Source organism: Pseudomonas sp. BN515 (assembly GCF_029873155.1).
In the GTDB taxonomy this organism is placed as follows: Bacteria; Pseudomonadota; Gammaproteobacteria; order Pseudomonadales; family Pseudomonadaceae; genus Metapseudomonas.
In genome coordinates, this window is sequence record NZ_SSOH01000087.1 from 1 (window position 1) to 11,999 (window position 11,999).

Consider the following 11,999-nt stretch of genomic DNA (forward strand, 5'->3'; position numbering starts at 1 on the left):
AAGGCGACGTCACCAACCTCAAGGGCGATGTGACCAACCTGGATGGACGCGTCACCCACATCTACGACACCGGCACCAAGTACTTCCACGCCAACTCCACCGGCACCGACTCGGTCGCCTCGGGCGCGGACTCAGTGGCCATCGGCATGGGCGCGGTCGCCAGCCATGACGGCAGCATCGCCTTGGGCGCCGGCTCCGTCGCGGACGGCAGCACCCTCGGCCACGAGGCCTACCTGGTGGGCGGCACCGCCAGGGGCGAAGTCAACATCGGCGACCGTCGCATGACCGGGCTGTCGGCGGGTGCGGACGACACCGATGCGGTCAACGTCGCCCAGCTGAAGTCCATCACCAGCAGTGCGGTAGCGGACTCGGTGATGTACGACAACAGCACTCACAACCGCATCACCCTGGGTGGTCCGACCTATAACCGCGCGACCAGAACCGGCGGCACCAAGATCACCAACGTCGCTCGCGGCGAGGATGACAGCGATGCGGTGAACATGTCCCAGCTAAACGAGACCAACGCCAAGGTCACCAACATCGATGGCCGCGTCACCACCATCGAGGGCAGCGTCACCAGCATCAACAATGGCGGCGGCATCAAGTACTTCCACGCCAACTCGGCCAAGGCCGACTCGGTCGCCAGCGGTGCCGACTCCGTCGCCGTGGGCCCGAAAGCCCAGGCCAGCGGCAAGGGCGCCATCGCCATGGGCGAGGGTGCCAGTGCCACGGCCGATGGCAGCCTGGCCCTGGGGCAGGGTGCCAGCGACAACGGTCGGGGCGCGGAAAGCTACACCGGCAAGTACTCCAACGCGGCGAACGCCAGCGTCGGTACCGTCTCGGTGGGCAATGCCGCCACCGGTGAAACCCGCACCATCAGCAACGTCGCCGATGGCAAGGAAGCCACCGATGCCGTCAACCTGCGCCAGCTCGACGGCGCCGTGGCGGAGTCCAAGCAGTACACCGACGACTCCATCCACAACGTCAACACCGCCGTCGCCAACGTCACCACCCATGTCAGCAACCTCGACAACCGGGTGACCAGGACCGAGGGCGATGTGAGCAAGCTGCAGAATGGCACCGACGGCATGTTCCAGGTGAACAACACCAGTAACCTGCCCAAGCCGCGCGCGACCGGGACCGACTCGGTGGCCGGCGGTGCCGGTGCGGCAGCTTCCGGAGGCAACAGCGCAGCCATCGGCACTCGCTCTCGGGCGAGCGGCCAGAGCGCCACAGCGGTGGGTAACGACGCCCATGCCAAGGCGGACAACTCGGTTGCACTGGGCGCCAACTCGGTGGCCGACCGCGCCAACAGCGTTTCCGTCGGCAGCGCCGGCAACGAACGGCAAGTCACCAACGTGGCCGCCGGCTCCGCGCCGACCGATGCGGTGAACGTCAGTCAGCTGCAGCAGAGCATGGGAGACATCTCCAACCAGTTCTACGACTACACCGACTCCCGCTACAGCGCGCTTCGCCAGGACCTGAAGAAGCAGGACGACATCCTCAGCGCCGGTATCGCCGGGGCCATGGCGATGGCGACGCTGCCGCAACCCTACGCACCGGGCGCCAGCATGGCGACCGTCGGCCTGGGCAACTACCGCGGACAGGGTGCGCTGGCCATCGGCGTTTCGAAGATCTCCGACAACGGCAAGTGGGTCACCAAGCTGCAAGGCAGCACGAGCAGTCAGGGTGATACCGGCGTTGCTGTCGGCATCGGTTACCAGTGGTGAGTTTTCCTATCCAGGCCCGGCTGCGGCCGGGCCGTCCCCAGGAGGTCAAAATGAACGCTTTCAATTCTCCCGCCGTACGCGCCCTGGCAGTCGCCTGCGCCGGCCTGCTTCTGGCGGCCTGCGGCACCCTCAGCCCGGTCGACGAGCAGGGCCACAGCAGCGCACCGAAGTTCCCCACTATCAACGATTCCTACCGCCCGCAGGGCAGCTACGTGAACCTGGAGAATCTGTCCAAGGTTCAGCCGGGCATGGGCAAGGCACAGCTCTACGAATTGCTCGGTGCCCCGCACTTCAAGGAAGGTCTGTTCGGCGTACGCGAGTGGGACTACATCCTGCGCTTTCGTCGCGCGGGCCAGGCCGACCTGGTCTGCCAGTACAAGGTGCTGTTCGACAAGGACATGCAGGCGCAAAGCTTCCTGTTCCTGCCCGCTGACTGCCTCGATCAGCTCAAGCCCGCGCCTGTCGCCCAGCTCGTCAGCGAGCCGGCTCAGCGCGTCACCCTCGCCGGTGACGCCACTTTCGCCTTCGACAGCGCCAGCCTGAGCGAGACCGGACGCGCCAGCCTGGAGCGCCTGGCCGTGCAGCTCAAGGCGCAGCACCCGCAGCGGATCAGCATCACCGGTCACACCGACCGCCTCGGGTCCCCGGCCTACAACCTCGACCTGTCCCGGCGGCGTGCCGAAGCGGTGCGCGACTACCTGGCCGCCGCTGGCGTGCCAGCGGCGCTGATGCAGGTACGTGGCGTCGGCGCGGCCGAGCCGGTTGCTGACTGCCCGGATGCACCCCGCGCGCAGCTGATCCATCGCCTGGCGGCAAACCGTCGGGTCGTCGTCGAGTCCAGCGCCACTGTGGCGCAAACCCATCAAGAGTGAGGAACGTGCCATGACTACCCACAGCAAATGGCTGACCGCAATGCTCCTGCCGCTCTGCCTGCTGGCCGGTTGCAAGGGCAGCGACCAGACCGCCGCTGCCACGCCTGCCAATTCCCTGGGCACGCTGGAGTACCCGGCGCTGCCGGTGATCCGCAATGCCGTGTTCAGCATGACGCCCCTGGTGGACGGCAAGCGCAACCCGGCGGTGATGCAGCAGATCTGCGGCCTGGCCCGCGGCGAGGTGGACCGCGCTGAAGTCGATCGCTTCGTCGCCGCCAGCGGTGAAACCAGCGAGAGCCTGAAGAAGAAGGGCGGCGTGACCGCGATGCTGGTCAACGATAACCAGAAGGGGCGCGAGATTGCCTGCGCCGCCTACCTGGCTACCGCGCCGCTGATCCAGGTCGACGGCAACGAGTTCATCGCTGCGCGGAAGGGGGCCGATGGCAAGTTGCAGATCGACAAGGCGCGCTTGGGCGAGGTCATGGCGGTGCGCATCGCGCTGGCCCGTACCGACGCCGAGTATTTCAGCCTGATCGCCGACAAGCTGCAGCAGACCCCGGGTCTGACTGACGCCCAGTACCAGGCGCGCACCCGCGAGCTGTTTTCTGAACTCGCACCTGCGTTCCTCAAGCGGGTCAAGCAGCAGATGCCACTGCCGGGCACTCGCTTCAACCTCAAGCGCCTGGACAACCAGCGCTTCGCCTTCGGCACCTCCAACGGCGGCGAGTACGAGTACAGCAACGATGGCATGACGTTGCGCCAGGACAACATCACCTGGTACGGGGAGGGACAACTGATGGGCCAGCGCCGCACGCTGAAGATCGCCTACTACCCCGAGGCCGTCACCCAGCGCATGGACCCGAAACCTGCCGCCAACACGCCTTGAGGCTTGCGGGAGACTACCGCCCGCGATGGCCCAGGACTCACGGCGAGGAGATGCTTTCCTCGCCGTGAGTCATTTCGTTTCCGAGCATTCCCTGGTTGCCGGGTACCGTTGGCTGCCAGCTGCTTTTTGGCCAGAAGCAGTTGAGCAGCCCAGGGAAAGATCGCTGTGCCCGTTTCTGTCTCCGCTCTGTCTTTAGCCTTACGCCGAGCGCAAACGAGTTCGATCCACGTGATTGATCGTGCGCCAGATCTGTTTGGGCGTTGCCAGGGCGGCCGCCGTGGTCCAGCGATGATCCACGTCGCTTCCGATGCGCACCAGACCCGTGTGACTGGCCTTGTTGGCGTCGACCAGCGGGTCGGGGTCGTAGAAGCCGAGGGTGTAGCGCAACTGCTCGACGTCGTCAGGCCGGCCTGTCAGGAACTGCCAGCCAGGTCCGATGCCATGCTGTTCGACGTATGCCTTGAGGACCTGCGGGCTATCCAGCAAGGGTTGCAGGCTGATCGAGTACATGAAGACGTCGCGCCCCGCACGGTCTCCCAGGAGCTTCTGTACCTGCTTGAGGTTCGCCGTGGCGGTCGGGCAGATCCCGGTACAGCTTGCATACATCATGTTGATGGCCACGACCTTGCCACGCACCAGGTCGTCATAGAACCTGACCGCTTTGCCCTCGTGCGTGTACAGCGGCGTATTGGGAATGCGTTTCTCGTCGGCCGTGCCGGCCTCTGTGGGGCGCAGGTTCAGGACACTGTGCAAGGCGTATAGCCCTAATGCGACGGTACCCATGCCGAGCATCAAATCTCTGCGTGTGTTCATCTGATATCCACCGCTGCTGATCAAGTCGTTTCATCGACGACATTCAAGCGCACCATCATCTCGTGGTCCTCGTGGATCACGTTGTGGCAGTGCATCACGTACTTGCCGGTGAAGTCCCGAAAGCGCACCAGCAATCGGATGGTCATGCTTCCGGTGAGCACGAAAACGTCTTTGCGCCCTTGCTCGTGAGGCGGCACGGGCACAGGGACACCCTCCACGCTCTTGCTGAGGATGCGGCCTTCTTCCAGATGGATGTGAACGGGATGGTCCCAGCCACCCTTGCCCGACAGTTCCCAGACTTCGGCGGCACCGAGTGGAATCCTGTTGCCATTGTCGTCCTCGGCGTCGAACAGTTTGCCGTTGATCGCCCACATGCCGTTCTGGCGATCGAACTCCCAGCGCCGTTCTCGTAGCCGGTGGAGCTCCTCCGGGGTCGGCAGCTCCCGTAATGGGCGCAGCTGGTCGGGTACCTGGCTGAGGTCCTGTTGCGCCGGAGTGCGATCGACAATGATCTTCAGCACCCGAGTGCCGGGGCTGCGCACCACGCTGGGCTTGCGGGTGCTGTCTTGCTGCAGGCGATTCACCAGGTAGAGCTCGGTGCCGATCGGGTACTGGGAGAAGTCCACCACTATGTCGGCGCGCTCGGCGACCGCGAGGCGCACCTTGGTCTCTCCGCGTAACGGCTCTGGTAGCAAGTTGCCGTCGCTGGACAGGTAGTCGAAGCGCTGTTCCTTGCCAGAGGCATCTACCAGGTAGAACTCGTAGAAGCGGCTGGGCCCGGTGTTGAGCAGGCGCAGACGATACTTGCGGGCATCCACCGGCAACACCGGTTCGATCTTGCCGTTGACCGTGACCTTGTCGCCTAGCACGCCTTCCGGGCCGAGCTCATTCCAGAACAGCAGGCCGTTGGCGTCGAAGCGCTTGTCGCCAAAGGCCAACGGATAGTCATAGTCGCCGCTGGGCAGACGCAGGGCATTGGGGTTTGAATCGCGCTCGTCGCCCGAGTCGAACTCATCGAATATCAGGTAAAAACCCGCCAGCCCCAGGTAGGTGTTCGGTGCGGTGAAGTCTTTGGTGTGGTCGTGGAACCACAGCGTGCCCAGCCCCTCGCGATAGTCACCAATCGGCTGGCCATTGGGGGAATAACCGGTGAATGGCCCGGGGTTTTCCAGGTTTTCCAGGTACCCCGCGTAGAGGTTGTGATAGAGGTGATCCTTGAATTCCCCTGGGGTGATCTGCGAGGCGTCGCGCAGATCTGCGGCGCTATAGAAGTCGGACGGGAAGCCGTCGCACCCGGAGGACGCGTGCAGATTGTGCAGATGGGTGGACATTTCCGGGCTGCCAACCCTCGGACGGACGAAGCCCCGCGCAACCAGTCGATCCGTGGACTCGGTCAGTTGGCAGTGAAAGCGGCAAATGATCGGTCGGCCGTAGCGCGCGAGGATCGTGAGGGGGAATGTCGGCTTCGGCGCGGCTGATTGATTGGTGCCCTGGTACGTCCAGATCAACTGCTTGGCTTGGGGGTAGTCGGGATGAAATTGCCAGGGAATCGCCTGGGCGTTTATTTCATAGAGGTCCGCGCCGCCCAGGCGCTCCAGGACCTCGAAGTGCTGGTGGGCCGGGCGCCCGGCTTCTCCATCTCCCACCTTGGCTTCCAACTCGGAGAGTGGAAACAGGGCGTCAACGGTGTTCAGCGGGACAATCTTCCGTGGCAGTACTTCCAGCCACGGTCTGGTGGGTGGACTGCTGGCTATGTCTTGACCGCCTGGACCTGAGGACGACGTTTGCGAGCCGCTGCCAGATCCTTTTGCGGCTGAGCTGTCACGGCCACTCAGCAACAGCGGCGCGACCATTGCACCGGTGGACCATTTGAGGAAGGTGCGGCGTGCTCCGTCCTCAGGTGAACCTTGAGAGGGTGTAGGCTTCCAGCCCCTCGCTGGAATGAGCCTTTTCCCGCCAGCGGCGGGCAGTCTGCTTTTCCATGTAAGCATGGCGGCTGCTCTCCTTGTTGCGTGGTTGGTACGAGCCCCTAGCGAGAGCTTGTATGAACGCTAACCAGGTGAGTGCCACCGCCTGAGCGCACCTCAGCGGACGTTGCCGCTTCTGTGGTCAAGGATGGTCGATTACGACTGCGATGACCGCGCCAGGAGGGTGGCGCTGCTGGTCAAACGAGAGGTGGGCCATGGAGGAGGGGAGAGGCAAGCGCATGCGAAAGGAATACGAGCTCCGCACAGCGGATTGATGCGTTGTTCACAATAAGACTCCCAACGATTGAAGAGCCCCCTGAACCGCATTGCTCGCCTGCCTTTGAAACACGACAACAGGAACTCATCCTTTTTTATTGTCTGGCAGAAGCTTAGCTGCACTTGCAATCAATACGATATTTTATCGCTATTATCAGTGTGCCATCAGTGCCATAGGTACTATTCAGGGCTGCGCGCTTAACGTCGTAATTGCCGGAATGAAAACGAGAAATCAGCGCGACACCAAACCTCCAGCGAAAGGGTATCTCTAACAGAAATCAGACGCAGAAGTGTCTGCGTTAATGGGGGAGGTATTATTCCACTCCTTAGATCTACTTCTGAAACAGCACCCGACCCTGATCAGCAGGTTCTTAGCGCTTTACGCAGACAAACAAAGCATTCCCGGACGTGCCGCCCCAGGGAGTTATCCGTTCGTAGTCATGCTCGAAGACGTGCACTTCGAAATGCGGCTGCAACAGGTGCTGCAACTCGGTGAAACTCAGGGCGACCATGGCGTGTTCGTCCTGCCAGGTCTGGGTGACCCCCTCCGTGGTCTTTTCGATGCTCAGGCGCAGTGCCTGTCGCTCGCCCTCACCGCTGTAGTACCAGCCGGAACCGAAGGTGAAGTGGCTGCCCTCGTGCTCCACGGTGTGGCGCACGAATGAGCGGTTGTCGATCTGCCGCTTGTCCACCGTGTTGAAGCAGAACACGCCGTCCTCCCCAAGTGCGCCGTGCACACTGTCCAGGCACGCCCGCAGCTGTTCGAGCCCGGCGTTGTAGTGGATCGAGTAGAGGAAGCAGGTGATCAGGTCCAGCGGCTCGCCCACCCGGAAGCTCGCCATGTCCTGCCGGCTGAACTGTGCCTCGGGGCAGCGCAACTGGGCGAGATCCAGCATCGGTTGATTGATGTCCAGACCGGCACTGCGATAGCCGAAGTCGAGGAAATGGCGCACGTGTGGTCCGGTGCCGCAGGCGAGGTCCAGGTGCCTGCGCCCCTGATTGCCGAACAGCTGGTGAAGCCGGCGCACGCAATGGCTCTGGGCCTGGTAGTCGATGTCGGCGCACATCAGGTCGTAGTAGGTGGACAGGTCGGTGTACAGCGCATTGGAGGACATAAGCAGCCAGGGGGCGGAAGTTTCGGCGCAGCATAGTACCTCAGCCCCGAGCACTTCCCGCCGAAAACAGACTTCCCGCCCCAGCCACTGCGAGCTGCTGTCCTGCGGTTTGGCGCTGTGTCGTCATAGGCCTATCGGTCAGGGCCTGGTTCAGCACGTCAGGCCAGGCGCTTCTGGAAGAAGAAGCGCTTGTGCTCTGGGGGGAAATCATCCAGGTGGCCGAACTCGGTGTAACCAAGCTTCTGGTAGAACGCTGGCGCCTGGAAATCGAAGGTATCGAGCCAGATTCCGACGCAGCCTTTTTCTCGTGCAACGCCTTCAGCCATGTTCATCAGGCGTGAGCCTGTGCCTTGTCCCCGCGTTTGCTCGGGTATGGCGAGCAACTCGATGAACAGCCAGCGATAAAATATCTCGCCGTAAAGGCCGCCAATGATTTCGTTGGTGTGTTCATCACGGACCAGCAGGGCGATAGTTTCTGGCTTTGGGTCACCCGCTTTGGAACGGTTATGCGCCCGCAAGGGCCGGAGGATGGCCGAGAGCTCATCCTCTCCTGGGTTCTCCGTCATTTCGATCCGAGTACTCATTCGCTATTCCCTTAGATTTCTACGCTGATATGAACTTGTGGGGCCTTCGGTCCGCCCTGGCGGCAAGCAGTTCAATGCACCTGCACGATCTGAATCAGATTCCCGCACGTATCGTCGAACACCGCGAGAGTGACCGAGCCCATGGCGGTCGGAGGCTGGGTGAAGCGGACGCCGGCGGCTGATAGCCGGGCGTATTCGGCGTGCACGTCGTCGACGCCGAAGAAGGTGTAGGGGATGCCGTCCTGCTTGATCGCTGATTTGAAAGGTTTCGCGGCTGGGTGGACGTCGGGCTCCAGCACCAGTTCGACGCCGTTGGGATCGCCCGGCGAAGTCAGGGTGAGCCACCGATGGGGGCCCATGGGAATGTCGTGCTTCAGCTCGAAACCGAGCACGTCCCGGTAGAAGGCGAGGGCCTTGTCCTGGTCGTCGACGAGCAGACTGGTGACAACGATCTTCATCAATCTTTCCTCCCTGTGGATGCGGAGCATCCTGCTGATCCGAGCGCTGTGATGGCGCTTTATTGGTGAAGACTCGTGATAGTAGCTGCTCACCCTGGCCGATCCAGAGCCGTGATCAGTAATTGACCGCGGTGGACCAGATCTGTGCCGGGATGGCCAGCGCCTGGCTCTTGTGGGGCTGGCCGGCCTGCGCGGCATTCATGTAGCTTGCGCAAGGCTGGCTCCCGGTGGGGCCCCGTAGCTTGAGCAAGCGTCACCATGCGCACAAAACAGGAGTTCATCATGTCTAGACTGCCCGCACCGCTGGATCGCTTGCCATTCCCGGTGATTGGTTCCCCGCTGTTCATCATCAGCAACCCCAGGATGCTGATCGAACAGTGCAAGGCTGGAATCGTCGGCTCCATGCCGGCGCTCAACGCTCGACCCGCCTCATTACTGAATGACTGGCTGGCCGAGATCACCGAGACCCTGGATGCTTACAACCGGGAAAATCCCGACAGCCCTGCGGCACCGTTCGCCATCAACCAGATAGTGCACAAGAGCAATGATCGTCTGGAGCACGACATGGAGCTCTGCGTGAAATACCGGGTGCCCATCATCATCACCTCGCTTGGCGCCCGGGAAGACATCTACGCGGCCGCGCATTCCTACGGCGGTGTGGTGCTGCATGACGTGATCAACAACACCTTTGCTCGCAAGGCCATCGAGAAAGGAGCGGATGGTTTGATCGCGGTCGCCGCGGGCGCAGGCGGCCACGCAGGTGAGAAGAGCCCATTCGCGCTGATCCAGGAGATTCGCCAGTGGTTCGATGGTCCGCTGGCGTTGTCCGGCTCCATTTCCACCGGAGGTGCGGTTCTTGCCGCACAGGCCATGGGCGCTGACTTTGCCTACATCGGCTCTGCCTTCATTGCCACCGAAGAAGCCAATGCTGCCGAGTCTTACAAAGAGGCCATCGTCGAGTGCTCATCCGACGATATCGTTTACAGCAACCTCTTCACTGGTGTGCATGGCAACTACCTGAAGCCGTCGATCATCGCGGCGGGCCTGGACCCCAACGATCTTGCGCAGAGCGATCCCAGCCAGATGAACTTCGGCGGCGACGCCAAGAAAGCCTGGAAGGACATATGGGGCTGTGGCCAGGGTATCGCCCCGGTCACCAAGGTTCAGGGAGTGGCCCAGTACGTCTCGCAGTTGAAGCGCGAATACGCGGAGGCAAAGGCCAGGCTGTTGGGTGCGTAACCAGGAACGCCTTGTGCTTGGCGCTGCTAGAGGAGGCCGTGTTTGGTCCCTCTGGCAGGCCATCACTACCCGGGCAGAAAGGGCGCTGAACGCGGCTTCTTTCGAATGACTGCTTGTGGTCGGCGTTGCCCCTAAAAAGGAACCGTTTCCAGCGCCCCAAACACTGGTGAGCGCCGGAAAATCAGTCACCCCAGCACACCATCAATAAACGGCGCCTTCCCAGCCAGATACTCGTCACTCCCTTGCGTACACGCTGGCTTCTTGACCACTCACTGGTGGTTTAGCGTTATCTGACGACGATATCACGCTGCGGTAATTCGGAGTGGTGAGTTCTGGCGCCTTCTACTTCCTCGGTTGAAAACTGCCCGCCCGCAAGTTTGTCGCGGGCGGGCTACCGCGGTGACGAGGCAATTTCCCTTGCCTGTAACCGGCAGGACGATCGCCAGGCATCGTGGTGTCAGCCCTGGCGAACCTCAATGCGCCGGCCACGCGCAGACGCTTCCTTGGGCAGTTCAATACGCAGCACGCCGTTGCTGCACTTGGCCCTGGCCTTCTCGGCAATGACTGGCGCGGGAAGCTGGAAGCGGCGCCGGAAACTGCCGAACGTGCACTGGCGGACGCGGTAGCGCCCATTCCCCCGTTCCTGGTCGACACGCTTTTCGCCGCGAATGAACAGAACATCTCCCCGCACTTCCAGCTCAAGATCCTCCTTAACCATTCCCGGGACCTCCAGCCGGACGACGATTTGTTCGCCATCCTCATAGAGATCGCCTGCCAGCAAGCCCCAGTTCGAGGCAAGTGCTGGTGGTGAGGAGGCATCTTCCAAGGCGCTCCTGCTCCGATTGACGGGCGTGAAACGCGTCAGCGCCTCGCTGGCACGATCGCGGAGCTGGCGCCAACCCTCACCCAGCGAATGCCAGGTTTCCTCCAGGCCATGCTTGAACTCAGCTAATTTATCCATGGGATCGACCTCCTCGAGCTCAGGCGCCTACTCGCTTCTCACGGCGATCTTCCGCGGTTGGGCATGCGCGTGTTTGGGAATACGCAAATCCAGCACGCCGTCCCGCAGTTGAGCGTCGATCTGCGTCGTATCCAGCTCGGAGCTCAAGGTGAAGGCTCGCCGGAAGCGCGAGAGCTGGACTTCGGCATAGACGGCCTCCAGCTGTTCGGACATCGCCGGCATGATCTCCCCTTCCAGCACAAGCGTGTCACCTTCCACGTTGACCACGAGACGCTCTTTGGGCACCCCCGGAAGGTCCGCGAACACCTGGATTCCGTTGTCATCCTCGAAGACATCGATACGCGGCAGCAGTGTTTGGGTTTCAGTCTCGCCGCGCACGACCGCTTGCTTGTCGTTCATGGTGACTCCTCCGTCAAACCGATGCTGTTACTGAATGGCTATGCGCCTGGGCTGCGCAGCCTCGCGCCGAGGCAGCGAGATGCGGAGAACGCCGTCGCAATACTGAGCCTCGACCTTGTCGGTATCGACCTCATCGTTGAGGCTCACGGTGCGCTTGAAGCGTCCGGAATAGCGCTCGTTGGCATACACGGAGCAGTTGTCTTCCTCCGTGTTTCGCGCCGGCCGGCGCTCGCCGGATATCGATAACAACCCTCGGTGAATCTGCACATCGAGGTCGTTCGGATCGACGCCGGGAACGAAGGCGTAGACTTCCATGCTGGACGGCGTGCTACCCACGTTGATCGCAGGAAAAGCACCACTGGCCAAGGCACGAATGCTGCCCGGACGCCCGAGGCCAGGCCCCAGGACCTGTTGCAGTTCGCGCTGCAGCCTTTCGAACTCGGCAATGGGATCGCTCGACAGATTAAGAAGGGACTCGTACATGACAAACCTCCTTCCGGCTGACTGACATGATCTCGGACAGGAGGCTCGAAGCACCCAGCTCCGGCCCCTGACGACGGGAAATATGTAAGCGATCTCGAGCTTTTCAAGTCCTGGCTTAAACGAACATGGAATTAGTTATTCCCACGCATTTGCACATTGATTCTTTGCCCTGGCTCCACTGGACGTAGCCCGGGGAACGGCTCAAATCCGGGCTTC

12 protein-coding genes are annotated in these 11,999 nt (G+C 62.0%); 4 read left to right on the top strand and 8 right to left on the bottom strand.

Features of this window, described 5'->3' with window-relative positions:
- The 3 genes from E8E91_RS24220 to E8E91_RS24230 all read left to right on the top strand — a co-directional run.
- Positions 1-1,730 (top strand): YadA family autotransporter adhesin (locus E8E91_RS24220; protein ID WP_280379457.1); only part of this gene is annotated, 1,730 nt, incomplete at its 5' end.
- A gap of 50 nt (positions 1,731-1,780) precedes the next feature.
- Positions 1,781-2,602, top strand: a complete 822-nt coding sequence (locus tag E8E91_RS24225) for an OmpA family protein (protein ID WP_280379458.1) — start codon at positions 1,781-1,783, stop codon at positions 2,600-2,602.
- 10 nt (positions 2,603-2,612) lie between these two features.
- Complete coding sequence (locus tag E8E91_RS24230) at positions 2,613-3,488, top strand: hypothetical protein (RefSeq protein WP_280379460.1); 876 nt, start codon at positions 2,613-2,615, stop codon at positions 3,486-3,488.
- A 198-nt stretch (positions 3,489-3,686) separates the two neighbouring features.
- Here the strand turns inward: E8E91_RS24230 and E8E91_RS24235 are convergent, their stop codons facing one another.
- The 5 genes from E8E91_RS24235 to E8E91_RS24255 form a co-directional block, all read right to left on the bottom strand.
- Positions 3,687-4,301, bottom strand: coding sequence for an SCO family protein (locus tag E8E91_RS24235; RefSeq protein ID WP_280379461.1), 615 nt, complete (start codon positions 4,299-4,301; stop codon positions 3,687-3,689).
- 20 nt (positions 4,302-4,321) lie between these two features.
- Complete coding sequence (locus tag E8E91_RS24240; RefSeq protein WP_280379464.1) at positions 4,322-5,947, bottom strand: multicopper oxidase domain-containing protein; 1,626 nt, start codon at positions 5,945-5,947, stop codon at positions 4,322-4,324.
- 968 nt (positions 5,948-6,915) lie between these two features.
- Positions 6,916-7,659 (bottom strand): class I SAM-dependent methyltransferase, encoded by a 744-nt coding sequence (locus tag E8E91_RS24245; RefSeq protein WP_280379467.1) that lies wholly within the window; start codon positions 7,657-7,659, stop codon positions 6,916-6,918.
- Positions 7,660-7,817: 158 nt separating this feature from the next.
- Positions 7,818-8,243, bottom strand: a complete 426-nt coding sequence (locus E8E91_RS24250; protein WP_280379469.1) for a GNAT family N-acetyltransferase — start codon at positions 8,241-8,243, stop codon at positions 7,818-7,820.
- A 71-nt stretch (positions 8,244-8,314) separates the two neighbouring features.
- On the bottom strand, positions 8,315-8,701 hold the full coding sequence (locus tag E8E91_RS24255) for a VOC family protein (RefSeq protein ID WP_280379472.1): 387 nt from the start codon (positions 8,699-8,701) through the stop codon (positions 8,315-8,317).
- 282 nt (positions 8,702-8,983) lie between these two features.
- Here E8E91_RS24255 and E8E91_RS24260 point away from each other — a divergent pair, with 282 nt between their 5' ends.
- Positions 8,984-9,940 carry a nitronate monooxygenase family protein gene (locus E8E91_RS24260; protein WP_280379473.1) on the top strand — a complete coding sequence of 319 codons (957 nt, stop codon included), beginning with the start codon at positions 8,984-8,986 and terminating at the stop codon, positions 9,938-9,940.
- Positions 9,941-10,397: 457 nt separating this feature from the next.
- Here the strand turns inward: E8E91_RS24260 and E8E91_RS24265 are convergent, their stop codons facing one another.
- The 3 genes from E8E91_RS24265 to E8E91_RS24275 are packed head-to-tail and all read right to left on the bottom strand — an operon-like array spanning position 10,398 to position 11,783.
- Entirely contained in the window at positions 10,398-10,901 is a 504-nt protein-coding gene (locus E8E91_RS24265) for an Hsp20/alpha crystallin family protein (RefSeq protein WP_280379475.1), read from the bottom strand.
- 27 nt (positions 10,902-10,928) lie between these two features.
- Complete coding sequence (locus tag E8E91_RS24270; RefSeq protein WP_280379477.1) at positions 10,929-11,300, bottom strand: Hsp20/alpha crystallin family protein; 372 nt, start codon at positions 11,298-11,300, stop codon at positions 10,929-10,931.
- A gap of 27 nt (positions 11,301-11,327) precedes the next feature.
- Positions 11,328-11,783 (bottom strand): Hsp20/alpha crystallin family protein, encoded by a 456-nt coding sequence (locus E8E91_RS24275; RefSeq protein ID WP_280379479.1) that lies wholly within the window; start codon positions 11,781-11,783, stop codon positions 11,328-11,330.
- Between the last annotated feature and the right edge of the window lie 216 nt (positions 11,784-11,999).

Coding starts and splice junctions, on each gene's coding strand:
- E8E91_RS24265 (WP_280379475.1), bottom strand. CDS start 10,901: ATGGATAAATTAGCTGAGTTCAAGCATGGCCTGGAGGAAACCTGGCAT.
- E8E91_RS24225 (WP_280379458.1), top strand. CDS start 1,781: ATGAACGCTTTCAATTCTCCCGCCGTACGCGCCCTGGCAGTCGCCTGC.
- E8E91_RS24250 (WP_280379469.1), bottom strand. CDS start 8,243: ATGAGTACTCGGATCGAAATGACGGAGAACCCAGGAGAGGATGAGCTC.
- E8E91_RS24245 (WP_280379467.1), bottom strand. CDS start 7,659: ATGTCCTCCAATGCGCTGTACACCGACCTGTCCACCTACTACGACCTG.
- E8E91_RS24275 (WP_280379479.1), bottom strand. CDS start 11,783: ATGTACGAGTCCCTTCTTAATCTGTCGAGCGATCCCATTGCCGAGTTC.
- E8E91_RS24255 (WP_280379472.1), bottom strand. CDS start 8,701: ATGAAGATCGTTGTCACCAGTCTGCTCGTCGACGACCAGGACAAGGCC.
- E8E91_RS24235 (WP_280379461.1), bottom strand. CDS start 4,301: ATGAACACACGCAGAGATTTGATGCTCGGCATGGGTACCGTCGCATTA.
- E8E91_RS24260 (WP_280379473.1), top strand. CDS start 8,984: ATGTCTAGACTGCCCGCACCGCTGGATCGCTTGCCATTCCCGGTGATT.
- E8E91_RS24230 (WP_280379460.1), top strand. CDS start 2,613: ATGACTACCCACAGCAAATGGCTGACCGCAATGCTCCTGCCGCTCTGC.
- E8E91_RS24270 (WP_280379477.1), bottom strand. CDS start 11,300: ATGAACGACAAGCAAGCGGTCGTGCGCGGCGAGACTGAAACCCAAACA.